Source organism: Bacillus sp. ISL-45 (assembly GCF_018613195.1).
In the GTDB taxonomy this organism is placed as follows: domain Bacteria; phylum Bacillota; class Bacilli; order Bacillales; family Cytobacillaceae; genus Mesobacillus.
The window spans coordinates 1-26910 of the sequence record NZ_JAGGQQ010000022.1; the positions used below are offsets into that span (position 1 = coordinate 1).

Below are 26910 nucleotides of genomic sequence, written 5' to 3' on the forward strand. Positions count from 1 at the left end.
AATTATATGGACTTAATCCGAAGTTGCCTTGGGTTCGGACAAATTCCCTTTGACTTGCTCCGATTTTGTCCGAAGTTGCCCGGGGTTCGGACAAAAGTCCGGCGGTTTCCTCCGATTTTGTCCGAAGTTGCCTTGGGTTCGGACAAATTCCCTTTGACTTGCTCCGATTTTGTCCGAAGTTGCCCGGGGTTTAGACAAAAGTCCGGCGGTTTCCTCCGATTTTGTCCGAAGTTGCCTTGGGTTCGGACAAAAGTCCGGCGGCTTCCTCTGGTTTTGTCCGAAGTTGCCTTGGGCTCAGACAAAAGTCCGGCGGTTTCCTTTAGTTTTGTCCGAAGTTGCCCGGGGTTCGGACAAAAGTCCGGCGGTTTCCTCCGATTTTGTCCGAAGTTGCCTTGAGTTCGGACAAATTCCCTTTGACTTGCTCCGGTTTTGTCCGAAGTTGCCCGGGGTTCAGACAAAAGTCCGGCGGTTTCCTCCGATTTTGTCTGAAGTTGCCTTGGGTTCAGACAAAAGTCCGGCGGTTTCCTCTGATTTTGTCCGAAGTAGCCTGGAGTTCGGACAAAAATCCGGCGGTTTCCTCTGATTTTGTCCGAAGTTGCCCGGGGTTCAGACAAAAGTCCGGCGGTTTCCTCCGATTTTGTCCGAAGTTGCCACGGGTTCGGACAAAAGTCCGGCGGCTTCCGTTGATTTTGTCCGAAGTTGCCTTGGGTTCGGACAAATTCCCTTTGACTTGCTCCGATTTTGTCCGAAGTTGCCTTGGGTTCAGACAAAAGTCCGGCGGTTTCCTCCGATTTTGTCCGAAGTTGCCTCAGGTTCGGACAAAAGTCCGGCGGTTTCCTGCGATTTTGTCTGAAGTCGCCCTGGGTTCAGACAAACCTCCACCGGTTTCCTCTAAACTTGTCCGAAGTCTAACCTACATAGAAATTTAACACGCCCAATAAAAACAAAGCCGCCCAAATTGGCGGCTCTAGTCCTTAACTATTATTTTGCTTAACAACTTGTCCTTCAACTGACACTTTCTTATCGCCGATCGACAGCCAGGTCACGAAGATGAGCATGATCATTGCTCCCATTAGCTGGACGCTTTGGAGCATCGTATCAAACCATATCACTGAAATGACCATAACCGTTAAAGGCTCAACACTTGATAGAATGCTAGTTTCAACTGCAGTAATATAGTTCATGCTGCCTAAGAATAGCAGGAAGGCCAATGTGCCAAAGAAAATCAAGATGGCCATGATAAAAATCATCTTCGGCTGAGCCAAGATGAGCCATTCATTGCTCATCCAAACCCGGTTCATTATTCCCAGGACAATTCCGCCAAACAGCATACTCCAGCCTACAATCACCAGTACGCTCCATTCCTTCATTAAGCGAGCCGGGTAAAGGGTATAGAAAGCAAATGTCAGCCCAACCGCTATTCCCCATAGCAACGCAGCAGGACTGACTAGCAGACTGCTAATGGAACCGTTCGTCAATAACAGAAACAGCCCGGCCAATGTACCAGCTATCCCCAGCATCTGATAGCGCGGCGGCCATTTTTTATGATTAAAAGAGACATAGAGTACAACAAAGATTGGAGAGGAGAATTGCAGCAAGGTTGCTACGACAGCATTGCTTGCTTCAATGGCCATGGTAAAAGTATACTGCAACCCGACCATTCCAAGAATGCTGAATACGATTAGCTGATTCCGCCAGTATGGCGTTTTTGCCACTGTGAAAATATCTTCTTTTTTGATTGCCAGGAACGCCAGGATACTGCTTCCGGCAATCATCATCCGGATTGTCAGAATAAAAGGAACTGATAATTCAGTATTAGCAAGCACCCACTCCGTGATCGACCCCGTCATTCCCCAGAGCATGGCTCCAATGACAATCATGAGTATTCCTTTTAAACGTACCATTGCCACCGCTCCTGTCTTTGACTTGAAATATATATAAATCTACAAGACCGGAAATCTACCTTTCCGGGCACCGTCTATCTCATTAAATATTATCTTACCATAAAAAAACAAATGCCATTCATAAATAGCCATCCAAACTAGAGTTGCTGCACCTTATTTTACCAGTCCATAATCGACAGACACTCTATTAGAATGTCATTACTTTGGGTAAATAATAAAAAACTCAAGGTGGTGGATGAATGAATAGTCAGACCCAATTGCAAACTTTAAAACAATATCGGACTGGCAAGATATTACCGATTGCTGCTCTAGGAATTGCCGGGACACTCTATGCTGTCAAATGGAATCGCCGGCGCAAGACTGCCGCTTTTTCCCACTCAAGGATGCTTAAAAATATTGAGCAGGACTCTAAACATATCAAGCTTGAATGGAAGGGTATGAACAGGCCTTATCGTGTATTTAGAGGTAATGAACTCGTATACGAAGGATTGGAGCCAAAGCTGGTGGACCAAAACCTTGTTCCAGGAACCCTTTACACCTACTGTATAGAAACCCTTGATGACCAAGACAATGTATTGGACAGAATGCGAATCCAAACAACTACAGCAGTTGATTTCAGGGAAAGAGAGAATATTCTTGAGGATTTGCTCATAACAACAATAGTTACTCCTGGTCAAATCAGTTTTGAATGGGAACCGATCGAGGGTGTTACAGAGTATAGTATTTTCAGGAATGGCGTAAAGCTGGAAACAATGACTTCCTGTGCTTTTATCGATAAAGGGATTGATGATCACGAGAATTATATTTACAGGATTGAAGCCAGACGGCCTATGCAGCGTTCCGAACAGGTAAAGTGGGAGCTGAAATCGGTTATCGCCAATGCGGTGGGGGCAATCAAGAAAGATTCTTCCACTGAAATGGCTGCTGATGAGGAATTTACTATCACAAAAAGGATTGGACCAATACAGGAATTGCTGAAATCCCCGCAGGAAAGAAAGCTTAAACCAGGAAACTGGCAGTTTAGGTACACAACTTTTTTAAAAGAAGAATGGCTTAAAAATCCAAATGCCGCATCACAGGAGCAGGTTTTCAAAGGCGACCACCGCTTATTCGATCCTGAGTCCTCTGAATTCAGGACCAGAGGCGACGTATTTATCGACACTGAAAATCCATCTGCCCTTCTTAGCAAGGCTACCGGGAAAACAGAAGCATTTAACAGTGAACAGGAACCTATAGAAACCGCGAGCGCTTCTGACGAAGGAATTCAATTGGAAAAGGTTCTTACAGACGATGACAGAGTCAAGTTTCACCTGAACCATTCTGTCAGCAATCCGCTCGTGGTCTCCCCTGCCATTGACTACCATGTTTGCGGAACCTTTTATAATGACAACGAATATGACCTTGTCGGAATCCACGATCAGGCGCCTGAGCATGAGGTATATCTTAAGGAACCAGGCACAGATGAGTGGCATGTCATCCACCAGGCTCACAGCAAAGGTCTCGAAATGATGGCAGAACCAATGGCCAATCATTACTGGCGCTACTCTACTTTCACTAACTAAAAAAACGGAAAAGCTGACTGCCAGCTTTTCCGTTTTTTCTCTTATAAAAATCTCTTTCGCACATTAGGCGGAGGCAGCATACAGCTGTCCTTCTGGCCGAACCATTTGAATCGGTTTTTGGCAATGAGATCATATACAATATTCCTGATTGGCGCTGGAACGATCATAAACACATAAAGCAGCTTCCATGCTCCGCGCAAATGGCGACTGATCCGCAGTGCAGCGGACGATTTATAATAAACCTTCCCATTCTCGATCAGAATCATGCTGTCCACATCATCAGGCACATTATGTTTCTTCAGCAATTCCTGTCCTGCATCACTCTGGAGCGATGCGAAACGGAACAGCTCTTTGTCGTCACGGTCGAGGATAAATTGGACACTGGCATCACAAAAGTTGCATACACCATCGAATAAGATAACAGGCTGCATGCTTCATCCCTCCTCAATTGAGATTGAGTGATATCTCTATTGTACCATTTATCCTTTTTGAGGAAGATAAAACAACGCTTCAGAATTTTCTCAGGATTTATCTCTGGTTAATTCTTCTCCAGTACGCTACTTCTGACCATGAGCCTGTTTAAGTATTTCATCCCTGCCAAACTGAGGCGCATCCAAATAAAGCTGTACAACAGACTAAAAACAATAACTCCTATCGTAACACTAACACTTATTTTGCTCGAGATCGCAGGACCCAACACCGGAAACTGGAACAAGTACAGCAAGGTTAAGATTCCAGATGCCAGGGAAAGCCCTCCAGTGATTGTAACTGAGGTTTGATTTTTTGCCAGTTTAAATCCGGTACCCAGCGAGACGCCAAGCAATCCTGTCGTAAATACAAAGATAAGCACTTCTGACGGCTGGAGGAAAATTAATAGCATGGCAGTGACCACATAAGTGAGAAAACCAATGCGGGCCGAAATGACAGTCGCCAGAACAATAGGACCTGTAGCTGCAATGCTGAAAGCATAACCAAGTCCTCCGAATAATCCTGCTGATTGAAGAATCGCCGCAATCGCCCCCAGCAGGCTACCGGTGATCAGCTTGACATTCTTGGAACGATGTCCAGGAATGGCTTGATGCTCTTTTTGAAATAAATTGATTAAACCCACAAGCATATCCCCCTGCTTAAATCATCGATTTTGTCTAAGAAAGGCTTCAAACATCCTCTTTGTAAAGGAATCAAATTGGATCCATCTCTAACATGTATTCCTGAAGAAGTATTTCATGTATTATTTTTTCATGGACAATCGCAAACTCGATGCTAACAATCCCCTTTTTATTCCAAAAAATAGCCGATGAACTTTAAATGGTATTAAAGAATCTTGAACAGACCTTTACTATGATATTTTTAACCGATGCATAAACATTATGGCCAGGAATAACGCTTGTGAATTCTGGGTGACTGCCCATTTGCCCCGGGACATCTATCCTATTCTCCTTGCTTTGAATATAGTGTAGAAGCTATGGGAGGTGACTGTGATGACTGGCTTGTATACACATGGTTCCTCACCGCTGGGAGATCTGCAGGAGTGGGAAAAGCAGGCACTTGAAAAATTCTTCGTTAAAATGAGCGATAAAGAAAAGCCCTTCCCATGCATCCCGGCAACGATTGGATTTTCGATGAATCAGCTGCGATATGGATTTGTTGGCAATCCAGGAATGGAAACAACGATTAACGAACTTGCCAGCTTACTGACAAGCTATACAAAGCATTCAAAGGAGATAGGAAATTATACTTCTTTGGTTATTTTTTATGAGACACCTGAATCAATGAAGAATGAATCCGTTGAAGAATTTGAACAATTATTCTGGAATCATTTAAGTGGTCTAAGCACACTGGATGAATTTGATTGGCCAGAGGATATTCCTACTGACCCACATGATCCTATTTGGGAATTTTGCTTCAGTGGCGAGAAATATTTTATGTATTGTGCTACCCCTGCACACAAAAACCGGAAAAGCAGGCATTTTGACGTGATGATGCTTGCGATTACTCCGCGCTGGGTTCTGCAGGAATTTAATAAGTCACAAAGTTATGCAGGGAGAATTAAGGCCCAGGTGAGAGAACGGCTTGCGAAATATGACAGCATTGCGATTCACCCAGACCTGAACACATACGGAGCTGAGGATAATTTTGAATGGCGGCAGTACTTCCTCCGGGATGATGATACTTCTTTATCAAAATGCCCATACCATAGGGTGCTTAGATTCCTTGGCATCGATAAATAAGCGCAGAAAGCTGGCTCCTGCGCTTTATTGTTCATTCAACTGGCTAATGATTTCAGCCGTATTCTTTGTCACTGCTGGACTTTTTACTCACAATCACTCTATATCATGGAAATTACTTCAAATCTCATTGCTAATCATGGTAAACTCTATGAAGATGTTTTTTACATAGGCGAAAACTTGATGAGGAGGATTTTTGTGAAACGGTATTCGCTGTTTTTCTTGATATTCACGTCACTCGTTCTTTCTGCGTGCAGGAGTGATGAACCGGATGAAGAAGTCGGAGCCGAACAACCGGCTAAGGAAGTTGTTAAAAAGGAAGTAACAATGCAGATTAAATCTGAACATTTGAAGAATATAAGTATAGAGGTTACAGAGGAAAGCCTGATGGACCTGGAGCCCGGCTCGATGATGGGCGACCTGACCTATGAAAAGGACATAGAAGACATTGGTTTCAATACACCTGAATTAGACTCCGAGCTAAAAAATCAACTGCCGGCGAAACTCGAAGAACTCGCCAATGGCGCAGCTGACTTGGAGACAATTAAAAAGGGACTCGTTTCCCTGCTAGCCAGTCCACATTATAAACAGATTATCGAAAATGCTAAAGCTTATGAACCGCATTTCGAAGAGCCTTTCCTGCCAGACCCGACAAAGTCTGTAAGTGAAGAAGAGGAAACGAAGGCTTCTGATAAAGCGATCATCCTTCTTGATGCAAGCTCAAGTATGCTTCAACAAACAGATGGCCGTATCAAAATGGAAATCGCAAAAGACGCGGTAAAAAGCTTCGCCAAGACGATTGGCCAGTCCAGTGAGGTTTCACTGCTAGTGTACGGTCATAAAGGCTCCGATTCAGATGCCGATAAAGGAGCTTCCTGCTCAGGAATTGAAGAAGTATATCCTATGGGCAAATACGAAAAAGAAGTTTTCCACGGAGCGGTCGATTCATTTGATAGCAAAGGCTGGACTCCACTTGCAGGTGCCATCCAAAAGGCCGCAAAGATGAGCAGCAGCTATGACGGCAATACAACGATTTACATTGTCAGTGATGGAGCCGAAACCTGTGATGGCAATCCCGTCGGGGCCAGCAAGGATCTGGTGGCCAAGAATGCTGAAACTACAGTGAACATCATCGGATTCGATGTAGATGGTGGAACAGAGAATCAGTTGAAGGCAGTTGCTGAAGCCGGAAACGGAGAATACTTCAAGGCTGACAACCCTGAGGAATTGAAAAATACAATCCAATACGAGTGGCTCCCTTCCACCCTCGACCTGGCATTTGCATTTACAATGGCGCCAGATGGATGGGATATGGTCGCAGAATACAAAGTCGCAGAAAAGTACCCTCTTGAACTTTGGACCGTTGGAAGAAAGGAAGCACATCGGATCATCGACGCAGCCGCCATCATGTCCGAGAAAGGCTGGATCAGCGATGAACAATATTCCGAGTTAAGAGATTGGGGCTTTGAACGCAGTGAAGCCATGAAAGAACTCCATTACGCCATGAGCAAAACCAATCGTGAAAAAGCAGAGACCGAAAGCAAGGAAATCAGGCAAAGAGTCGACGACTGGGTGGAGAAAATGAAAGAACTGAAAAAAGAGCGCGGCGATACGTGGTAATGCGCCTCGTTTTAATTGTACATTTTAAACAAAGGGCCCTCAGATAGAGGGCCCTTTGTTTCGACTTATACTTTGTCCAGCAAGAGTTTCTATTCTCTCACCACACCATGGTTAGTAATCATTAGTTTGATTTTCTTGTATTGTTGTGCACCGTCATAAACAGATTTGTTCACAACCATTTTTTCTCCGTTCAATTTGATCCAGTATTGCCGTTCCTCTGCAAAATTCCCATAAATATTCCTGGTTGCTATACTGATCCCTTTATCTTCAACAATTCCCACTGCAGAATCCACCTTAAAATTTGAATAGAGATAATCCTCATACGCGAACGCCAGTAGAATAATGCAGAAGACCCAAATTACAAAATAGAGTATTTTTTTCATCTTTATCACCTAAAGGTAGTTTGCGTTGAATTAGAAAGAAATACTCTTGAAATTTTGATTGTATGTATATTTCCAACAGGTAAAATATGCTAAAATCACTATGAGCCCACTGGGGAGGATGAGAAGTTTTATGCATGCTGAGCAATTAAAGTCAGAACTGACAAAATTAGATTTTCAAAAACCTGAAACTGTTAAGAGCAAGGATCTTAATCATCTTATTCAACAAATGGTTGAGCATATCGGTTCTACTGACCCCGTACTAAGGGATAAATTGATTTACACTTCATTTTATTATTTAACGAAAGATAATTATTTAAATCATCAACAAATGACATACTTAATCGAAACCTGTCTTGGCAAAAACCACTTATATAAAGGCATTGATCTGACAGACGATGATTCGGTATTCACGAGAGCATTTTCTACCCTTGTGATTGCGCTTATTTTAGACAGGGACCGTGAAGAACGATTTCTTTCGGAAGAATTAGCCCTTAAAGCCATAGAGAGCAGCATTCTTTATTTAAAAGAAGAAGAAGATACTCGAGGATACGTCGAGGAAAAAGGCTGGGCCCATTCTATAGCACACGGAGCTGACCTTTTGGCTGAGGCTATTAAGCACCCATTATTTGACTTATCTTTAGCAAGCGAATGCCTTAATACAATCGGCGGTTGCATCCTAAAAGAAACAGCTTATATCGATGAAGAAGATGAGCGTCTTATCTATGCGGTGATTGCCCTATTAGAAAAGGGGATGAATGAACATCTATTAAAAGAGTGGATTGTGAATCTATCAAACAAAGTAATGGATATTAAAAATACAGCTGGGTATACCCCTTACTTCTTCCGGATGAACACGAATGTAAATCAATTCATAAAATCGCTTTACTTCCGGCTGCTGTTTTTAAACACCGGGATGAATACAAGACAGGAGATTGAACGTATTTTAAAATCTCAAGTCACAGTATAAAGAAATTTTTGGCGACTAAAAAGAACGCAAAGGTGCTTTGCGTTCTTTTCATACTTATAACATTTGTTTGGCCAATGAAATGGTGTCTTTCTTAATCTGCTCTTCGGAAATATTCGGATTGTTGTAACCAATATTATAATAGACCCCATCCTTTTCAAAAGAAAGAGTTCCGTTATAGTACCCTGCGACTCCTTCAGTTATTTGAACTTCATCCCCTAACGACTCGGCGTATTCCACTTTAAAGTTATGGATAGAAATCATAAGAATGATGTTATCTTCTTTGTTTTTTGAAACACTCATAAAATCGACTCTTAACTCTTTCCCATCGTGCTTGAAATCCTCAATCGTCATTTTCAGCGGCATAGCGTCAAAAGGAAGTTCCTTAGGCGGGTATACTTCAAATGGCAATGCATCTAAGCCTACTTTCAAGGATGGTACATTATATAAGATCGGTATTCTTTTCAACTGTTCCTCGGTGGCATTCCCGGTTTGTTCCACTTTCTCGAGTTTACTAGTATCGAGCGCTCCATTTTGTTTTTGCTGGCAGCCGAAAAGCAATAGTATTAGGATTATAGGAATAAATGATAACTTTTTCATTTTTTCTCCCCCTTTACCTTTTAATACGGAAGAACGTTGGAAAAGTTTCAAAATTTACCCAAATACTCAAAAACTAAACAAACATTCTTTCTTATTGTTCCAAACGTTTGCTCCAAAGCCCACCGCCAGGACACTGAAGATACTTCCAATCAAGATAGATTATCATATTTTACCTCAGAAAAAACAAAAAAGCAGGGGAATCCCTGCTTATCTTGTCACAGCCCCGTACTCGGCAGCCAGCTTTTCTCTTAAAAACTTTGCCAGCTCAAGCATGCCAAATTTTCCTGCCTTTGCCTCTGCATCGGAATTGTAGTTCGTATTTGTATTGATATCGTAAGTGAAGATTTCCCCTGCCTCGTTTCTGATGAATTCAATTCCGGCAACATGAATTTTATTTGATTCAAGTACTCTTTTATATTTTTCAATAATGGGATCATTAAAGCCTTCAATTACCTGGAATTTCGGCTTTTCTTCAACCTCTTCACCTACCGGGCAGAACAGGTCTCCAATCTGGCATGCATCAGCCGGGCATAATTCAAAACCTTCCGAAGTATCGACTTTCACTGCATAAACAAACTGGCCGCCGACAAACTCGCATCTGGTAATATAGCTCTCCGGGGACTGGATATATTCCTGAATCAGTGTCACACCATCTACCGGTTCTTCAAAAGAAGGTCCGTCAACATATGCCTTCAGTGCTTCGATTGATTGAAACAGCTGGACCCCAAGACCTTTTCCTGCTCGATTATGCTTCGTGATAAATGCCTTCCCGTCAAATTCCTTCGCAGCATCCAATAGCTGTTTTTTCCCGACAGTCGCAATTGTCCTCGGAGTTTCTACTCCCTGCTTGGCCAGCTCGAGGTATTGCTTGACCTTGCTTACTTCCAGTTCCAGCGCCCGGGATCCGTTGTATACCTTCCTGCCGTTGTTCTCCAGCCACGATAGAACCTGCGCTGTATATTCAGGGGCGAAGCGATGGCCTCTTGTGTGAGAGGAAGCGCTCATCCTGCTGTAAAAAATACCTTCTGGCGGTTCCTTCGATAAATCCAGCAGGCCTTCGTCCAGATGCCATTCCTCAAAAGGAATCCCCAGCTCCTCAAGCCTCTTAGTTAAATGAATGGTCCATTCACTATTTTCATGTATGATGTATACTTTGCTCATTATTTCTTCCTCCCCTTAGTTTAACGTAGATTATACAATCGCTTGCTTTCTTTTTGCCTCAACAAGCGGCATTACTTGTTTTGCGAAACGTTCCATTTCTTCGAGCTGCGGAGAGAATTGCAGTAATAGCAATCCTAAACCGGCATCTTCATACTGCAATATCCGCTCGGCGATTTGTTCTGGTGTCCCTACTAAATTTGGCCTCAGTCCACGGTTTGATACCGAGTAATCCTGGAGCTGAATTTGCTGTTCAAGCTGGGATTTGCTTGTAAAGTCCTTAAAGCCCGCATAGGCACTTGATTCTTTTACAGTCGTGATCCGTTCCAATTCTGCAAATGCTTCTTCTTCAGTATCGCGGCAAATGACATAGGCAGCCATTCCGAACTCTGACAGTCCTGGATTTGACGTGGCAGCTCTGCGGTCTTTCATATCTGTTATTTTCTGTTCAATTTCTTCTACTGTTCCGCCATGCATGACATAGGCATCGCATTTTTCAACAATAGTCTGTTTTCCCTTTGGACTTTCCCCTCCGGCATAAAGAATCGGATTTGGCCGCTGGACTGGTTTCGGGAACAGCTTCGTATCCTTCAGCTGATAAAACTTCCCTTCATAAGAGAAGCTATCTTCACTCCATAGTCCCTTGAGTACATCAATGAACTCCGTAGTCCGCTCATATCTTTCATCATGTTCGGTAAAGATCCCGCCGTACTGACGCGCTTCTTCCTCCCACCAGGCAGAAACGACATTGAGGGTAAATCGCCCGTTGCTGATTTGGTCTATGTTTGCCGCCATCTTTGCTGTGATTGCAGGATTGTGGAAACCCGGCCTAACAGCAGCCATGATCTCGATTTTTTCAGTCACAGAAGCCAAAGCAGCAGCTGTTGTCCAGGCTTCTAGGGAGTCATGCTCCGGGCCTTTGATATCATTAAGATACAATTCGGCGATCAAAGTAGTTGAGTAGCCCCATTCTTCTGCTGACTGAATCACCTGCTTTGCATAATCAAAGGTAGGCGGCATGTTTTCATCCTCTACATTCCTTAGCCATCCGCCAAATATCGGCAGCCAAAATCCATACTTCATCATCATCTCTCCTCTGCTCATTTAAACTCAACTTAACCAACCCGATAAGTTGGTTTTATAGGAAAAACATTAGAGACTTAAAATTAAGCCTCCTAAACACAAAAAGCTCCCTTCTTTAAGAAGAGAGCCATAGAATACTCTCTTCTCATCTTTCAGACAAAATTGTCCGCAGGAATTGGCACAGTATTCTTTCAGAACCTGTTGCCGAGGTTTCGCAGGGCCTTTCCCTCCACCTCTCTTGATAAGAAGACATCATGTATTAAATTTTAGTTTAATAAAGTGATAATATTCTAAATTCAAACAAAAGTCAATTCGTTTATCGAAATATTTTTATATTTCTATCGGAAATCCTGACAGAAATTTATTTACCCTCCGAGATGCCTCTATTAGTCTTTCTGGAGGCTGAACCATAGCGATCCTGACATACCCTTCGCCTTGTTTGCCAAAAGCATCACCAGGAACGACGGCAATCCCTTCTTCCTCAATTAGCTTGAAGGCAAAATCACGGGATTTCCAGCCGGCAGGAATTTTAGCCCACACAAACATCGTTGCCGGAGAATTAGCCACTTCCCATCCGCTGTCCCGAAAACCAGAAACCAAAGCATCCCGCCGTGCTTCATACTGCTTTAGCTGATTCTTCAGGAAAGAATAATCAGAAGTAAGTGCGGCAATCGCTGCTTTTTGGATTGGGTAAAAGATGCCGTAATCGATATGTGATTTAAAGGAAGCAAGAATATCGATGACCTGTGAATTTCCTGCTACATATCCAATACGGCAGCCTGCCATATTGAAAGTCTTTGAGAGTGAATTGAACTCTACTCCAACTTCCTTTGCACCAGGAACGGATAAGAAACTGATTTGCGGGTTATGATCGTAAATCAATTCAGAATAGGCAAAGTCATGTACGACTAGGATATTATGTACTTTGGCGAATTCGATCACCTGTACAAAAAAGCTGGTGTCCGCAAGAGCAGTGACAGGATTTCCAGGATAGCTCAAGATCATCATTTTTGTTTTTTGTAAAATTTCAAGAGGAATCTCATTAAGCTGCGGCAGGAATTGATTCTCCTCCAGCAAAGGCATAGGATAAATAGTTCCGCCTGCGATGGTAACACTCGCTTCATAGATCGGGTAACCTGGATCTGGAACAAGTACAAAATCACCAGGATCAATGATTGCTGTAGCAAGATGCGCAAGCCCATCCTGCGAGCCCATCAGCTGCAGGACTTCACTTGCAGCTTCCAGTTCAACCGAATAACGCTGATGGTAAAAGTATTTTACCGCCTCGTTAAATTCACTGATTCCCTTAAGCGTGTACCCATATTTCCCTGGATTCATCGAATATTTAGCAAGCTCCTCCATGACAAAAGAAGGCGGTCCAAAATCCGGGCTTCCAATACTCAGGTCGATCACATCTTTCCCGTTCATCAAGGCCGCCTGCTTACGGTCAACCACTTCCTGAAAAATACTGGATGTCATTTTTCTAATCTTTTCTGATCCGTAGATTTTCATGGACATTCCCCTTTACTGTTCATTCATTCATGATGTTTTCGTCGAGGTTGATTCATCTGAATTTTTAAAATATAAATTCGATTATAGCATTTTCGTTTGATCAGTTCTAGAAAAAAATAATATGAGCTGCTATCCACCTTAACTTGCAACTGATTAAGCTTTTATTGCGGATAATTCCAGTTGGTGGCGATTTTTAATGTCAGTTTGATTTTTTTTAACATTGATTGAAAGCCTTTTAATACCTGTTACCAACAATTTAATACCAGTTGGGATTTCGGGTAACCGGATAGGTTAGATTAGCGAATATCGATGTTAAAACACAAAAAGAGCTGCCCAGGGCAGCTCTCCACTATTCTCGTGTGATGATTTTGTCGATAATCCCATATTCGAGTGCTTCGTGGGCACTCATGAAATAATCCCTGTCTGTATCCTTTGCGATTTTTTCCACTGGCTGGCCTGTTCTCTCGGATATAATCTTGTTCACATGATCACGCAGCTTAAGGATTCTTTTGGCTGAGATCTCAATCTCCGTCGCCTGGCCCCTTGCACCGCCCAGCGGCTGATGAATCATGATTTCACTGTTTGGCAATGCAAATCGTTTCCCTTTTGTACCGGCAAGCAGCAGCATGGCTCCAAACGATGCGGCCATTCCGATACAGATTGTGCTGATATCGGGCTTGATGTATTCCATCGTATCAAAAATAGCGAAGCCTGCTGTGGTTGAACCTCCAGGACTATTAATATAGATGGAGATATCCTTTTCAGGATTATCTGCTTCAAGAAACAGAAGCTGAGCAATAACGCTGTTTGCCACCTGGTCATTGATTTCATCTCCAAGCATGATGATCCTGTCTTTTAAAAGCCTTGAATAAATATCGTATGAACGCTCTCCACGGTTGGATTGTTCTATGACATAAGGAATTGTACTCACTTTGGTCCTCCCTTTCCTGCTTACGCAGCCATTCTGAAAGTAGAGAGTGGTGAACGGGAGTGCAGAGACATTTCCGGTGAACACGGAGCAAGTGCCGGAATCTCCTGGATATTTTCAAGCAACACAGTGGGATCCTCAGACTGAAGAGATTCGCAAAGCAGGTCTGACAGCAGCTTTTCTTCTTCGTCATTCAGTTCCTGATCCACTTCACGCAGGCTGCCTTCCCTCTCAAGCCTTTTCCTTGCACGATGAAGTGCTGCTTTAACCGCCATTTCTGTTGAGTCCAGCAGTTCGGCAATTTCACGTGATTGAAAACGAAATGCTTCCTTCAGGATAAAAATCACTGCCTGCTTCGGCGTCAATTTGGACATGACCATCTCGACTGTATCCCTTACGCTCCCCTGAGTGAATGAGGCGAGATTTTCTGGTATGCCCGTTATCTCGCGGCTTTGCTTCCTGATTGTATCCACCCATTGGTGATAAGCTATTTTTTTCAGTAAGGCCGCGCTGATTTGAGACGGCTCATAATGGCGAATTGCCTTTACCGTTACTTCCTGGACAAGGTCATCGCCGTCCCAGCTGCTCTTGGTAAGAAAACGGCAATATTGCTGCAGACTTTTATAGTGGATCATGATTCCGGAATCCTCTGCTCTATTCAAACTCCTGAGTTTATTGATCGACATCCTGTTCACTCCTTTGAACCTCTCTGCCCCTTAAACGGCTGGAGGGAGAGAAAAGATACGGCCTTACAAAATAAATTTATTCTTTCTTCAGTATATGCTGGGAAACAACTTAGCCAGCTTTTTCATACCGTTTATTTTTTCTAAGTACTACTGCTAATGGTATTAAAGTTGGTATTAAAGCCAGCAAATAAGTCTAAATGGATTCATCCCTTTTCCGTCTGAGGTCAGAAAAAAACATCACACTTAGTTATGAAATAAATACGCATTAATTATTGTTTTTATATTCTTATCATTAAAGGTATCTTAATCTTTTTGAAGGATTTTGAAATGGATTTGTAAGGCTGTTCGTAAAGATTGTTGTTAAAATCCTAAAGCCGATTTTAACGTATTATAAGGCCATTTTGCAGGTCGGTATTAAGTTGGCATGCTCTTTTCTTACAAAGGAGTCAATTTTGCGAAGAAAAATGGGTCATTTAATTTTATTTTGTAGTCAAAAGCAACAAAGTTTGAGAAAAGAGCCATTTGTAAAAACCAGGCAGCGATTTTACATTCAGAAAAAGTGACGAAACTTATGAAATCAGCCTAGCCATTTAATGGTTTTGCCACTTTATCTATGTCACCCTCATGATTCCCTGTCCCCTTTTTAAACGTCCAGTTCACCAGAAAAATCCCTATGAAAATCAGCGCTCCGCCTGCATACACATACCACTCCACGACTTCATCGAGCAGAACCCAGCCGGTTAGTACGCCAAAAAAAGGCGCGAGGAAAAGGAACGCGCTTGTTTTCCCTGGGTCACCTTCATTTAAAAGGTAAAACCAAATCGCAAACTGAACGATAGATGCCATTATCGCCAGCCAAAATATGACCGTAACTGACACCATATTGATCGTCAGACGCGGAACTTCTAGAGTCACACCCAACAATAATAGGATGCTTCCGCCAAATAGCATTTGATAAGCGGTCAACACCCAGACATTGAAGCGGCTGCCCCATTGTTTGATCAAAATGGTCCCGATCGACCATGACACCGCTGCTCCAAGTCCCAGAAGCGTTCCGGTTGTCAGCTGCAAATGGAATCCGAGCGTAATGAATACACCGAAAAAACCGACAACAGCCCCAATCCACTGAAGAAGCCTGTAACGGATTCCCAGGAATACCGTTCCCATTACCACAACCATCAAGGGATTGGTAAAGGTTAAGATTGAGGACTCTCCAGCAGTGATTGTTCGCAAGCTAAGAAAAATACAGCCCATGACCCCTGCCGTCTGCATCATACCAATCGTGAAAATCCTTCCCCAGTCAGCGAGCTTGTCCGGCTTACTCCTTTTTCTTACAAGTACCGCCATCAGCAACCCGGCAATCGTGAATCTTAATCCAACCAATAGCAAGGGCGAGACATAATTTAAACCAATCTTTCCGACGGTAAAAGAAGAGCCCATGAGAAATGTAGTGACAACAACTAGGACGATGAACATGAGTGGATGAAGATTTGTTTTTTCCATAATGGCCCCCTTTTACAGAAAGTATATTCTGCTTAATAAGTGAATTTCCCTTTAAGATGAAGCCTCGAAAAAACTTAGAGGATTTCCCCTCTAAACTTCTGTTTAAGGTTCAGAAGGTTTCAGTGTTCATTCTCAGGCTTTCGGGCTTAATCGAATCTCATCGCTAGACTTCACATCTGCAAACCAGCGCAATGCTTTATTATGATGGTTGATGATTTGCTGTGCTGTTAGTTCGGAGCTTGTCCAAGTGCTATGTAAATCGGAAACTAAAGTAACTTCATATCCCTTGCTGAATGCACTTCTGCATGTCGTATCAACGCAAATCTCCGTTTGTATGCCAACGAGAAAGAGGTGTTCGATTCCCTTTTTTCTTAACTTCTGGTCCAGGGTTGTTTTTAAAAAGGAGTCCGGGGTAGTTTTTTGAACAACTATTTCTCCCTCTTCCGGGCTAATTTCTGAATGGATTTCCCAGCCATATGTACCGTTTTCCAATGGATATCCGGTTGTTTCATTATGTTGGATATATACGACAGGTATTTTTGCCAAACGTGCCTGTTTGATCAGCGCCTTGATACCTTGCAGCAGTTCATTCCCATTGAAAACTTCTTCTCCTTCCAAAAACATCGTGTTTTGAACATCAATGATGACTAATGCTTTGTTTTCCATTTTCATTCCCCCAGTATCTTCTCCAGCTTCTTTACGTTTTTTTCACTGGCAAAAGCATTAAAATGATTCAAAATTAATCGTCTACATTGTATTTCTATAACCTGATCCCATTCCCCTTTCCCGAAAAGAGAAAACGGTACTTCAACTTAGAAGCACCGTTCAAAATTCACCTTGTTTTTTCAACCAGTTCATTATTTTCAATCGTAATCAGCTTTTTAGCCAAATTTACAAACAAACCGTTCTCAACCACGCCCGGAATCATATTCAGCTTCCTTTCTAATTCCTCAGGTGATTCTATCTGTTTAAAATCGCAGTCGAGAATATAGTTCCCATTGTCAGTAATGATTGGCTGGTTCCCTTTTAGTCTTAATTTCGGTTTACAGCCAATCTCAGCGATTTTCTTCGAGGTCATTTCTGCGCCGAACTTTACGATTTCAACCGGCAGTGGGAAAGTTCCCAATTTATTTGCTCCTTTGGATGAATCTGCGATAACAATAAAGGCAGAAGCAGCATTAGCGATGATTTTCTCCCTTAGCAGTGCCCCTCCGCCGCCTTTAATCAAGTTCAAATCAGCGTCAAATTCATCCGCTCCATCAATTGCGACATCGATCCCTTCCACATCCTTAAAATCCACAAGCTGGATACCATGCTCCACAGCTAGTGCAGCAGTTTGCTCCGATGTTGGGATTCCTTTAATCTTTAGACCGTTTCTCACTAACTCACCCAATTTTTTGATTGTATAATAAGCGGTTGATCCAGTTCCAAGTCCAACGACCATTCCATCTTTTATGTATTCTACAGCTTTCTCGCCAACCATTTGTTTTTCATTCATTGCCCACACCTCTGCTGAAATTAAATACATCTTTCATTTTACCCTTTTAAAAGAATAAAACTCGCATTTAACCCGAGCCTATATACACACAAATATAATAACCTGGGCATTGGGCTAATTAAAACGGGACATTTGTTTGGGATAACTTACTCTTTAACCTTTACACCAACTATGTCCTTAAATTTAATACTTATCACACTTCCATCTTCACCGACCATCCGGATCTCTTTCCGTATTGGATCAAGAAAATGGACATGGCCTTTTTCTTCATATGTAAATCCATCTTCCCACTTCGTAATTTTAACTGGGTATGTATATTCCATGGCGTAACAAACCCGATTTTCAAACTCCTGAATTTCGTATTCGTCCAGCAGCGGCCTGGCTTGCCGCAGTTCGTCACGTGCCAGTTCGCGCAGTAATGCCCGGTGCTCAGGCATAAAGTGTGCAGGCATGAATTTGATTTTTCCTCTGTCTCGTATTCTCATGCTGACCATCCTTTCGGGAGTACTTAAAGCTATTATATCCCGAACAAACGTTCGTAAACTAGAGAAAATTAATTTTTAAATAAAAAAACTGGCCTAGGCCAGTCTATGCAATCACTTCATGATATTTAAAATAAGTAGAAAGCTTGGAATCAACGTGGTCCTTCCACCCGTCTAAAGGAACATTCAGTTTCTTCAGGATTTTATAGGCGTGTACCCATGCGCTCATTTCAGCAGTAATTCTATAAGACCAATCATTCAGCCATTTTTCATAGTCAAGATCGTCATTTACAAAATCAATACAGTGGCCAATCTCGTGTGCAAAGGCATATACATTTTCCAGTGTAGTCGATAATGGAATCGTTATGGACATGTTTGGATTAAAATTGATTTTTTTCTTAGAGTCGTAAATCACCTTGCAGTTCAACTTTTCCGCCTCTTCTACTAAAAGTAAAAAAGCTCCGTACGTAACCATACCATTTTCCCCTTTTATCTTTATAGTTTTTCTCTCTATTATATCGGTATTTTTTAAAATATATACACTTATTCTAAATATTCTGAAATAAGCCGTTTTACAGATAGGACATCTTTGGCTGGCATATCATGATAAGAGGCACCATAACTTGGAGGATGATTTAATATGAAAATACATGTTGTAAGACCTGGTGACACTTTATGGGCCATTTCACAAGGCTACCTAACTGCCATGAACCAGATTATTTTAGTGAATGAGATGGATAATCCCAATATATTAGTGGTTGGACAGTCCCTTGTGATTCCGGAAACTAACCGGGAGTATATCGTACAGCAGGGTGACAACTTATGGGGAATAGCCTCACGGTACGGAGTAACTGTACAGGAACTGGCTAGCTATAACAATATCGCAGATCCTTCGCTGATTTTTGTCGGCCAGATGCTTCAGATGCCATTCTTGAGTCACACCGTGCGTTCTGGTGAAACCTTATGGGCAATTGCCCAGCGATACGGTGTAAGTATTAACCAAATCACAGAAACTAACAGTATATCGAATCCTTCACTCATTTATCCAGGAAGTGTTTTAAGAATACCTGCGCCTCCAAAACCATTAATTGAAGTAAATTCCTATATAACGAGAATGAATGAGACAGGCAGAAGAAATGTTTTGTCACGTGGGCACCTTTTCACTTACCTTGCTCCTTTTTCCTATAAGATGGGTGAAGATGGATCACTCCTGAATCTACAGGATACAAATGTTCTTCAAGCGGCAAACATGACCAACACCTCACCATTATTGACGATTACGAATGAAGCGGAAGGCTCCTTCAGTTCGGATCGGGCAGCCGCCATCCTGCGAAATCCAGCTGTCCAGGACACATTGTTGAGCAATATCGTCGCTAAAATGAAAGAAAAAGGCTATACCGGCTTGAATATCGATTTCGAATACGTCTATCCGGAGGACCGCGAAAACTATAATAACTTTTTACGAAAAGCCGTTGCGCGTTTGCATCCGGAAGGGTATACCGTTTCGACTGCACTGGCTCCTAAGCAAAGTGCAGGTCAGCAAGGTTTGCTGTATGAAGCGCATGATTACGAAGCACACGGAGAAATAGTTGATTTTGTCGTGATCATGACATATGAATGGGGCTGGTCCGGCGGCAGGCCATGGGCCATCGCACCGATCAATGAAGTAAGGAAAGTTCTCGACTATGCCGTAACAGCCATCCCCCCTGATAAAATCCTGATGGGCGTGCCTTTATACGGAAGAGACTGGCGCATTCCCTGGGTGCAGGGAACCTATGCGCGAACGGTCAGCCCCAAAGGAGCAGTGGATCTTGCGGCACAACAGGGCGTCAATATTCAATTCAATGATACTTACCAATCACCATTCTTCCGCTATACCGACGCAGACGGCCAGCAGCACGAAGTCTGGTTCGAAGACGCAAGAAGCGTTCAGGCCAAGTACGATACAGTGAAAAATTATGGATTGCGCGGTGTCAGCTTCTGGACATTAGGGCCATCATTTCCTCAAAACTGGCCAGTCCTGCATAATAACTTTAGGGTGAGGAAGCTATAAATATGAAAAATCCTGCGATTCCGGGATCGCAGGATTTTTATATGCCATCAAATATAAACCTTGCAAGAAACCTGAACAAATAGAAAACCAGCCGGAACGGAAGAATGATCAATTCCGGAATCCAAAACAGCACATCAAAAACAAAGTCCCAAAAATTATAGCTGCCATCCTGCTTCTTTTGCCTTCTTTTTTCAGACCGTTTTTCTACAAACATTTCAGGTTCCTCCTATTTATTGTTGCACTCTTCGCAAATGATCTTACCCTGATACTGGATAAAAGCTTTGATCTCCGTCATACCCTTCTTTTCCGGGTACCTCATTTTTACGTAAATCTCTTCATTTGCTTGAATTTCCTTCTCGCATTCCGAACACCGTGGCGTGATTTTGAACATGACCTTCACCTCGGTTTTAAATACGTTTTTTAAGTATTAAAAGTTTCAACCTTTTTATTGGTACTGCTATAAAACATGTCAACCGTTGATAAATTCCCTCTAACCGTTGATAAAACTGCGACAACCGTTAATATATTCTCTCTAACCGTCAAAATAATTGCTGCAACCGTTAATATAACCCCTATAGCCGCTCATACATCTCTCTAACAGTCCATTCACACCCCTCAAACCAATAGAATCATTAAAACCCTGACCAATATTGGCCAGGGTTCTCACAATTCAATAGATATCCTGCCTGATAAACACGGTAAATGAAACAATCAAAGCAGCCAATCCCCACAGCGCCAACACGACAAGAGAAAAACCAAGGGTCATCCCTTCAATTGGCGGCGCCTGGCCAGAAAGATAGCCTGTCAGATTCAAATTGATCATAAACAAATATTTTGCTGACTCCCAGGATGAGACCATATTGCTGAGGATTGCTCCGGAAATCAGCGCAGCGAGCATGACGCCCATCCCTGCAGGTGTGTTCCGGATCAAAACTGACAGCATGAAAGTGATTGTTCCAACAATCAGGGCCACAAACCACACAAGGCTGAACTCCATTAACAAGTATTGCCACTGGGGAATCATCTGAATCGTATTCGTATTCAATTCATTTCCTTCGACACTGAACCCGGTTATAACAGGAGCAGCCCAGCCTTGGTACCCAAAAATGAGGCCGGATATCAAATAGGACAGCACCCCAAACAACACGACAATGATTGATACGGATAGAATCAAAGTGATATATTTGCTCATCAGAATCTTCCAGCGCTTCACCGGCCTTGTCAGCAAAAGCTTTACCGTTCCTGCGCTCCGTTCGGAGGAAACAATATCAGCTGCCACCACCATAATCATCAATGGCAGGAACAAGTTGATCGAGTGCTCCGCGAAAACACGTGCAAAGCTAGGCGCGCCTGGCTCCATCGGATTCACATTGTTATCAAGATAGTATTGCTGCTGCTGGATACGGAGCTGGAGTTCGCTTTTCCACTCATCTGAGATTCCACTGCTCGTGATCCGATTTTGAGTATCGATGATTTGCTGCTGCAGAGTCGTCCGCCAATCAACATCCCCAAAGCGCTCGAGCCTTCTTTCAATTTCCCTGTATTGAGAATAGGTAAAAAGTGCGACCAGCACCGCTATGATTCCAGCGACAATCAGGATTCTTTTTTTGCGAACAATCTTCAGCATTTCATTCCTGACGAGGTTAATCAATCGACTCACCTCCAGTCAGTTCAAGGAAAAGGTCTTCAAGTGCAGGCAATTTCCTGTTCATTTCATTCACCTGGACACCCTTTTCCACCAGCATCCGGTTCCATTTAGCACTTTCATTTTCTAAATAAGGAGTAACCAAAGCTCCATCTGTCCCATCCGCAACCGTTGTCACTCCATTCAGAATCTCTTTCGCAGTATCACGCGGTTCCGCTTGCCAGATGACTTTCTCCTGCAATGCCAAAAGATTTTCAACATAGTCCACTTTGATAACTGAGCCTTTCGAAATGATCGCGACCCGGTCACACATCAGCTGGATTTCACTTAATAAATGGCTCGATACCAGCACCGTCAATCCTTCTTCTTCGGCCAAATATCGAATGAAGTTCCTCATCTCCCTAATTCCCATAGGATCCAATCCATTCGTCGGCTCGTCCAGGATCAAAACCTTTGGCTTTCCCAGCAAAGCCTGGGCAATCCCAAGACGCTGCCGCATTCCAAGGGAATATGTCCTAACTGGATCATGGATACGTTCTTCCAATCGCACGAGCTCCACGACATAATTCATATGCGTCCAGTCCACTTCAGGAAGCATCCTCGCAAAATGCTCAAGATTCTCCCAGCCTGTCAAATAGGAGTAGAGTTCGGGGTTTTCGACGATACAACCCATTTGTGACATTGCCTTCGTAAAATCCTTTCTGACATTGCAGCCGCCAATTTCAATTGTCCCGGAACTTGGCTTGATCAATCCCACAAGCATACGGATTGTTGTCGTTTTACCAGCACCGTTCGGACCAAGAAACCCAAAGACCTCGCCTCGTCTTAAATCAAAATCGATTCCTTTGATGATCTCTTTTTTGCCGATCGTCTTTCTCAGCCCTTTTACAGACAGCGTGATTTCACTCATTGTTCTCCCCCCTTACCATGTAATCAAAGACGCGACCCGTTCTGCAATCAACCTGTAGCCCTCAGCATTCGGGTGGAATTTATCTGTGTACAAGTAATCGTTCACACTCAGCTGGAACAAGTCGAAAGTAGGCACATAAACGGCTTTCTCATTCTTGTCAAGCAGCTGATTTGTATCGTAGTTCCAATCTCGGACGATCTTCGTTGTCTGCTCGGAATCATTCAAATCGATGAACGGATTATATAGTCCAATATGAAAAATGACAGCCGAGTCATTAATTGTCCTCAACTCTTTTAAAATCGAATCAAGGTTTTTCAAATAACTTTTCTTGGCCTGTGCTATTTGCTGCTCATCCATTTGCAAAAACGTTTGCCCGCTCTGGAACAAATCATTGCCGCCAATCGTTATGAGGATGTAGTCTGCACTTTGAATCTTCCTCTGGATTTCTCCTTGCTTCAGCTGATCCAATAGCTGATTGGAACGGTATCCTTTAACCCCGAAATTATGTATTGTGATCTTTTCCTTTGATTTTTCCTCAAGCTCATCAACCAGATAGCCAATATAGCCTTTGCCTGTATCATCCCCGGTTCCCCGAGTCAGTGAATCCCCAAGGGCCACAACCACCTTGCCGTCCTTTTCCGTATCATCTTCTACTGGCTTTTTCTCTTCGGTGACTCCCGACGCTCCATTGCTGAAAAATTGATTCTGAATCGTCCATCCAAGACCGAACAGCATTAATAATAATGAAAGCACTGAAAAAACCAGTGTTAAACTAAGCGAATACCTTTTCACCAGACCACCCTCGTTCCACTAATTGGTAAGCTTTATTTTATAATAATTTCGATCGGAATAAAAATGATAATAGTGGGGCGAATGTGCTGGAGTGTGCTTTTGCCAATTAAAAATGCAAAAAGCTTGTTTTCGTAAGGATTGTTGTTAAAATCTTAAAGCCGATTTTAACGTAATAAAACGCCATTTTGCAGGTCGGTATCAAGCTTGCATGCTCTTTTCTCACAAAAGATCCATCTTTCCGAAGGTAAATAGGTCATGTTATGAGGTCAGTAGCAACAAAGTTTGAGAAAAGAGCCTAAGCAAAAAAGCGCGCAGCTTTATATGCTGTACGCGCTTTTAGATAGCAAATGCATGCTTTCCAATTTTTTTGACGACATTTCTAGTGAAAATCCATTGGCTTGTTGCTGTCTCAGGATTATAGAAGTAAAGAGATTTTATATTATTCTCATTTACAAGGGCATCTTCTACTGCTTTAATTGCTTCTTCACCTGCAGGTTTATTGATCGCACCATTTTGGACCGGCTGGAATGCGTTTCTTTGATAAATGACTTCTTTTACAGTATCAGGAAATTGTTCATGTTCCACTCGGTTCAGTACGACTTCTGCAACAGCAACCTTTCCTTCATATGGCTCGCCTTTTGCCTCCGCATGGACCAGGCGGGCAAGCAGTCTCACTTCTTCTTCCTTGATGAAGCGTTTGTCTGTAACCGAAGATTCCTTCGTATCAACATCTACCTTTTTGGCTGTCAAAGTCTCAGCCGGCTTGGTCGTTTTTGTTGATTCTGCATAAACTGTATATGAACCAATTACTAATGTAAGGATTGAAACTAGCATAAGAATTTTTTTCATTGTAGACCTCCTGTTTTGTATTAGACTGAACAGGCCCTATATTAGGCTAACAGGTTTACAATCATACCACACTAGTTAATCACTGGGTGAATTTTAAACTTCATACCAACACGGGTAAAAACTGTAATTATTATTACGTAATAAGAGGTATTCGTAACCTTTGTTACAAAATTAAAATATCATTATTTCGAATAAGGCCTCCGTTTATACAGTAAAAAGTGTTCTCAAATTTTTAAGGATATGGATTCTAGCTGTCAGGATAAATAAGTCTGAATGATGATATTCAACATAATCATCTATGATCACCAGCCCTTTCCAAAACCGCTCCACCAGCAATAATGTATATTTTTCATCCCACTCAAACATGTTGATTCTCGCGAGCTCCTCAGCGAGCTGGTTAAATTTATACTCCTCCACCCAGAGCTTCACCTGGTACAGCTTATCATGATTCAGAATCAACCCTGATTTGTTGTCAGAACATTTCTGGACAAACTCCGCAAAACCCTTGATATTCTCCGCCAGCAGGTTGGCTTTCTGCATTTCGAAATTCATTTACACCAACTCCTTCTATAAAACAAATATGTTTTAAGAGGGATTTTTAAAACTCCATCATTCTAAATGGATATTTATGTTAAGATGAACATATGGGGTGATTCTTAATGAAATCCAATTTTCAAACAAGGAGAATCCAAAAGAAGTATCAGGAGAAAATCAGTAAAAAAGCAGAAAAAAATCGCTCCTCTTTATGGATCAATATTATTGCTCTTGTAGTCATTGTCATTTTTATCTTGAATCTGTACATTGATTGGTTATAGACGGAAGGAGGAATAAATATGCTGTGGTTAGCTTTGCTGTCCCCGTTAATTGTTTTGGTTCCCCTGGCTATTTATATGGATAAAAAGAAAGGAACCGGTGATCCGAAGCTCGATTCTGAAAATCACCGAATTGAACAAGATCAAGCCTTGCATGACAAGTCTTTCATTTTCCCAGGCGGAAATGGACCCACTGACGGTCAGTAATATAAAAAAGCATCGACTTTTTCGATGCTTTTTAATCTATATATTCAGCCATTTTCTTAAGCAGTTCGTCCGAATCCTCTGCGGTTACAAAATCACCATTGACCATAGCATACGGAGACACTCTGCATTCCTTGCACCTGCTCTGGCATTCAAATTCCTTATGCTCTACATTTTTGCGGCTCATGAATTCATTATAGTCGGCAAAGTTCTCTTCCGGTAAAAACTGCTCCAGATTACGCTGGCAGAATTCAACCTTCACCTTCTTTTTTTTTGAAAAAAACTTCTGGATTACATTCATTTATGAGGCTTCCTTTACTGAAAAAGTCCGCTGTAAAAAGCGATCCAAAACGATATTGCCAAAAGGAATGAACGCAACTGCAAACGCACTCACAACCCATAAAATGGACCATCTGACCTTGAAGGTCGTATAAGCAATTGTAAGCACATATAGAACAAACAAGAAACCGTGCAAAGAACCTGCGAACCGAACAGCCTCAGGAAAACCAGCCCAATACTTAAGCGGCATCGCAATGAACACAAGCAGCAGCAATGATCCACCCTCAAGCAAACCCATCATACGAAAACGACTAATAGCAGTATTTTGCATACTCAACACCTACTTCCTAACCAAGAAATTATAACATTTTTTATCAATGACTAGAAATACTAAATTCTAGCATATAACCACCTATTAAAATATGCTAGGTATAAAGGGGTGATATGAAATGATAATCCATGAACGGGATCATGAATTCGTCATGGTGGCCCAGCATGACCATGCCCTTGTATCTCGCGATGCTGCACAATGGTGGAGAGATGATTATTTTTTCGGAATAGACAAGAAAGACTCGGTAGTCCTCGCCGTGCGGGAACATGATCGCTGCTGGATCGAGCTCGATAAAGAACCATTATGGAACGAACATACCAAGCAGCCCTACTCCTTTATGAATTACCCGGGCAGTCCGAAGCTTGCCTTTTACAAAAAAGGAATCGATGAAGTTGTACAGATGGACCCATATGCCGGCCTTCTGTGCAGTCTCCATTACGCTTCATTTTTGAAGGAGGCAACAAGCACGATCGGGAAGGATTTTTGGGTCGCGGAAAAACAAAGACAGCAGAAGTTGCTGAAGGAATTAGGGATTTCTAATGACAAGATCCTCTCCTTCCATTTAAATCTGTTAAAATTCTGCGATAACCTGTCATTGTATATTTGCCTGAATGACCCTGGAACGCCAAAAGAAAAAGAACACTATTTTTACCAAAATGGCTTTCCGCAGAAATTCACATTTGCTAATGACCAAATTATCCATGCAAAATGGTCAGACCAGAAAACCGTGTCCCTGTCGATTTCCCCCTTTAAAAAAGAGCTTCATGTCACTCTGCCTTATAAAACAGTGGAAAAGGAACAAATCAAAGAAAAAGGATTGGCACCAGCTTATCGAAACAGCCCGATTTTGTATAGAGATGTAACATTCCTTTAACCGTACAGAATAACTCGCTGTGCGGTTTTTCTATACTATTTTTTAGCATT

At 42.4% G+C, this 26910-nt stretch carries 31 protein-coding genes and 1 riboswitch; of the genes, 8 read left to right on the forward strand and 23 right to left on the reverse strand.

The annotated features are described in order from the left end of the window. Positions 1-974: 974 nt before the first annotated feature. On the reverse strand, positions 975-1904 hold the full coding sequence (locus J7E35_RS21495) for a DMT family transporter (protein ID WP_214783935.1): 930 nt from the start codon (positions 1902-1904) through the stop codon (positions 975-977). A 239-nt stretch (positions 1905-2143) separates the two neighbouring features. Here J7E35_RS21495 and J7E35_RS21500 point away from each other — a divergent pair, with 239 nt between their 5' ends. Then, the gene (locus tag J7E35_RS21500; protein WP_214783938.1) at positions 2144-3466 is read left to right on the forward strand and encodes a DUF3238 domain-containing protein; all 1323 of its coding nucleotides are present in this window, start codon (positions 2144-2146) and stop codon (positions 3464-3466) included. Positions 3467-3507: 41 nt separating this feature from the next. On the opposite strand, the gene J7E35_RS21505 is transcribed toward J7E35_RS21500, so the two are convergent. Together J7E35_RS21505 and J7E35_RS21510 are read right to left on the reverse strand one after the other, a co-directional pair. Beyond that, positions 3508-3897 carry a thiol-disulfide oxidoreductase DCC family protein gene (locus J7E35_RS21505; protein ID WP_214783941.1) on the reverse strand — a complete coding sequence of 130 codons (390 nt, stop codon included), beginning with the start codon at positions 3895-3897 and terminating at the stop codon, positions 3508-3510. Positions 3898-4004: 107 nt separating this feature from the next. Beyond that, on the reverse strand, positions 4005-4577 hold the full coding sequence (locus J7E35_RS21510) for a hypothetical protein (protein WP_214783944.1): 573 nt from the start codon (positions 4575-4577) through the stop codon (positions 4005-4007). 370 nt (positions 4578-4947) lie between these two features. Here J7E35_RS21510 and J7E35_RS21515 point away from each other — a divergent pair, with 370 nt between their 5' ends. Together J7E35_RS21515 and J7E35_RS21520 are read left to right on the forward strand one after the other, a co-directional pair. Beyond that, positions 4948-5697, forward strand: a complete 750-nt coding sequence (locus tag J7E35_RS21515; protein ID WP_214783947.1) for a YqcI/YcgG family protein — start codon at positions 4948-4950, stop codon at positions 5695-5697. 195 nt (positions 5698-5892) lie between these two features. Further along, on the forward strand, positions 5893-7314 hold the full coding sequence (locus J7E35_RS21520) for a vWA domain-containing protein (protein ID WP_353050391.1): 1422 nt from the start codon (positions 5893-5895) through the stop codon (positions 7312-7314). A gap of 89 nt (positions 7315-7403) precedes the next feature. Here the strand turns inward: J7E35_RS21520 and J7E35_RS21525 are convergent, their stop codons facing one another. Then, positions 7404-7595, reverse strand: a complete 192-nt coding sequence (locus tag J7E35_RS21525) for a hypothetical protein (protein WP_214783950.1) — start codon at positions 7593-7595, stop codon at positions 7404-7406. Between the two features lie 220 nt (positions 7596-7815). On the opposite strand from J7E35_RS21525, the gene J7E35_RS21530 reads away from it, so the two are divergent. Beyond that, positions 7816-8664: a DUF2785 domain-containing protein gene (locus J7E35_RS21530; RefSeq protein ID WP_214783953.1), complete on the forward strand. Its 849-nt coding sequence runs from the start codon at positions 7816-7818 to the stop codon at positions 8662-8664. A 54-nt stretch (positions 8665-8718) separates the two neighbouring features. On the opposite strand, the gene J7E35_RS21535 is transcribed toward J7E35_RS21530, so the two are convergent. The 11 genes from J7E35_RS21535 to J7E35_RS21585 all read right to left on the reverse strand — a co-directional run bounded on the left by J7E35_RS21535 (position 8719) and on the right by J7E35_RS21585 (position 18586). Next, positions 8719-9261, reverse strand: coding sequence for a hypothetical protein (locus J7E35_RS21535; RefSeq protein WP_214783956.1), 543 nt, complete (start codon positions 9259-9261; stop codon positions 8719-8721). A gap of 207 nt (positions 9262-9468) precedes the next feature. Further along, positions 9469-10422 (reverse strand): ATP-grasp domain-containing protein, encoded by a 954-nt coding sequence (locus J7E35_RS21540; RefSeq protein WP_214783959.1) that lies wholly within the window; start codon positions 10420-10422, stop codon positions 9469-9471. Between the two features lie 30 nt (positions 10423-10452). Continuing rightward, a complete protein-coding gene (locus J7E35_RS21545) occupies positions 10453-11502 on the reverse strand; it encodes an LLM class flavin-dependent oxidoreductase (RefSeq protein WP_214783961.1) in 1050 nt (349 codons plus the stop codon). Between the two features lie 142 nt (positions 11503-11644). Continuing rightward, positions 11645-11750, reverse strand: a riboswitch (SAM riboswitch). Positions 11751-11832: 82 nt separating this feature from the next. Then, positions 11833-13014 carry an LL-diaminopimelate aminotransferase gene (locus J7E35_RS21550; protein WP_214783964.1) on the reverse strand — a complete coding sequence of 394 codons (1182 nt, stop codon included), beginning with the start codon at positions 13012-13014 and terminating at the stop codon, positions 11833-11835. A gap of 349 nt (positions 13015-13363) precedes the next feature. Next, positions 13364-13945: an ATP-dependent Clp endopeptidase proteolytic subunit ClpP gene (gene clpP, locus J7E35_RS21555; RefSeq protein WP_214783967.1), complete on the reverse strand. Its 582-nt coding sequence runs from the start codon at positions 13943-13945 to the stop codon at positions 13364-13366. A 20-nt stretch (positions 13946-13965) separates the two neighbouring features. After that, the gene (locus tag J7E35_RS21560) at positions 13966-14628 is read right to left on the reverse strand and encodes a sigma-70 family RNA polymerase sigma factor (protein WP_214783970.1); all 663 of its coding nucleotides are present in this window, start codon (positions 14626-14628) and stop codon (positions 13966-13968) included. A gap of 582 nt (positions 14629-15210) precedes the next feature. Beyond that, positions 15211-16131, reverse strand: coding sequence for a DMT family transporter (locus J7E35_RS21565; RefSeq protein WP_214783973.1), 921 nt, complete (start codon positions 16129-16131; stop codon positions 15211-15213). Positions 16132-16263: 132 nt separating this feature from the next. After that, positions 16264-16797 carry a cysteine hydrolase family protein gene (locus tag J7E35_RS21570; RefSeq protein ID WP_214783976.1) on the reverse strand — a complete coding sequence of 178 codons (534 nt, stop codon included), beginning with the start codon at positions 16795-16797 and terminating at the stop codon, positions 16264-16266. A gap of 166 nt (positions 16798-16963) precedes the next feature. Then, on the reverse strand, positions 16964-17629 hold the full coding sequence (rpiA, locus tag J7E35_RS21575; RefSeq protein ID WP_214783978.1) for a ribose-5-phosphate isomerase RpiA: 666 nt from the start codon (positions 17627-17629) through the stop codon (positions 16964-16966). Between the two features lie 146 nt (positions 17630-17775). Next, on the reverse strand, positions 17776-18114 hold the full coding sequence (locus J7E35_RS21580) for a YolD-like family protein (protein ID WP_214783981.1): 339 nt from the start codon (positions 18112-18114) through the stop codon (positions 17776-17778). A 103-nt stretch (positions 18115-18217) separates the two neighbouring features. Further along, positions 18218-18586 (reverse strand): hypothetical protein, encoded by a 369-nt coding sequence (locus J7E35_RS21585; RefSeq protein WP_214783984.1) that lies wholly within the window; start codon positions 18584-18586, stop codon positions 18218-18220. A 165-nt stretch (positions 18587-18751) separates the two neighbouring features. Between J7E35_RS21585 and J7E35_RS21590 the strand changes: the two genes are divergently transcribed. Beyond that, entirely contained in the window at positions 18752-20164 is a 1413-nt protein-coding gene (locus tag J7E35_RS21590) for a LysM peptidoglycan-binding domain-containing protein (RefSeq protein ID WP_214783987.1), read from the forward strand. Between the two features lie 37 nt (positions 20165-20201). Here the strand turns inward: J7E35_RS21590 and J7E35_RS21595 are convergent, their stop codons facing one another. From J7E35_RS21595 to J7E35_RS21620, 6 genes are all read right to left on the reverse strand, one after another. Continuing rightward, positions 20202-20378: a hypothetical protein gene (locus J7E35_RS21595; RefSeq protein ID WP_214783990.1), complete on the reverse strand. Its 177-nt coding sequence runs from the start codon at positions 20376-20378 to the stop codon at positions 20202-20204. Positions 20379-20834: 456 nt separating this feature from the next. Continuing rightward, positions 20835-21815 (reverse strand): ABC transporter permease subunit, encoded by a 981-nt coding sequence (locus J7E35_RS21600; RefSeq protein WP_214783993.1) that lies wholly within the window; start codon positions 21813-21815, stop codon positions 20835-20837. Further along, on the reverse strand, positions 21808-22719 hold the full coding sequence (locus J7E35_RS21605; RefSeq protein ID WP_214783996.1) for an ABC transporter ATP-binding protein: 912 nt from the start codon (positions 22717-22719) through the stop codon (positions 21808-21810). The genes J7E35_RS21600 and J7E35_RS21605 overlap by 8 nt, the downstream gene beginning before the upstream one ends. Positions 22720-22731: 12 nt before the next feature. Further along, complete coding sequence (locus J7E35_RS21610; protein ID WP_214783999.1) at positions 22732-23511, reverse strand: SGNH/GDSL hydrolase family protein; 780 nt, start codon at positions 23509-23511, stop codon at positions 22732-22734. 336 nt (positions 23512-23847) lie between these two features. Then, positions 23848-24360, reverse strand: coding sequence for a cell wall hydrolase (locus J7E35_RS21615; protein ID WP_214784002.1), 513 nt, complete (start codon positions 24358-24360; stop codon positions 23848-23850). A gap of 204 nt (positions 24361-24564) precedes the next feature. Then, complete coding sequence (locus J7E35_RS21620; RefSeq protein ID WP_214784005.1) at positions 24565-24912, reverse strand: hypothetical protein; 348 nt, start codon at positions 24910-24912, stop codon at positions 24565-24567. A 107-nt stretch (positions 24913-25019) separates the two neighbouring features. Here J7E35_RS21620 and J7E35_RS21625 point away from each other — a divergent pair, with 107 nt between their 5' ends. Both J7E35_RS21625 and J7E35_RS21630 read left to right on the forward strand, forming a co-directional pair. Further along, positions 25020-25175, forward strand: coding sequence for a hypothetical protein (locus tag J7E35_RS21625; RefSeq protein ID WP_214784008.1), 156 nt, complete (start codon positions 25020-25022; stop codon positions 25173-25175). 18 nt (positions 25176-25193) lie between these two features. Next, a complete protein-coding gene (locus J7E35_RS21630; protein WP_214784011.1) occupies positions 25194-25379 on the forward strand; it encodes a hypothetical protein in 186 nt (61 codons plus the stop codon). A gap of 31 nt (positions 25380-25410) precedes the next feature. On the opposite strand, the gene J7E35_RS21635 is transcribed toward J7E35_RS21630, so the two are convergent. Both J7E35_RS21635 and J7E35_RS21640 read right to left on the reverse strand, forming a co-directional pair. After that, positions 25411-25677, reverse strand: coding sequence for a DUF1450 domain-containing protein (locus J7E35_RS21635; protein WP_214784015.1), 267 nt, complete (start codon positions 25675-25677; stop codon positions 25411-25413). Further along, on the reverse strand, positions 25678-25986 hold the full coding sequence (locus J7E35_RS21640) for a DUF3817 domain-containing protein (RefSeq protein ID WP_214784058.1): 309 nt from the start codon (positions 25984-25986) through the stop codon (positions 25678-25680). 118 nt (positions 25987-26104) lie between these two features. Here J7E35_RS21640 and J7E35_RS21645 point away from each other — a divergent pair, with 118 nt between their 5' ends. Next, positions 26105-26860: a DUF3891 family protein gene (locus J7E35_RS21645; protein WP_214784018.1), complete on the forward strand. Its 756-nt coding sequence runs from the start codon at positions 26105-26107 to the stop codon at positions 26858-26860. The last annotated feature ends 50 nt before the right edge of the window (positions 26861-26910 follow it).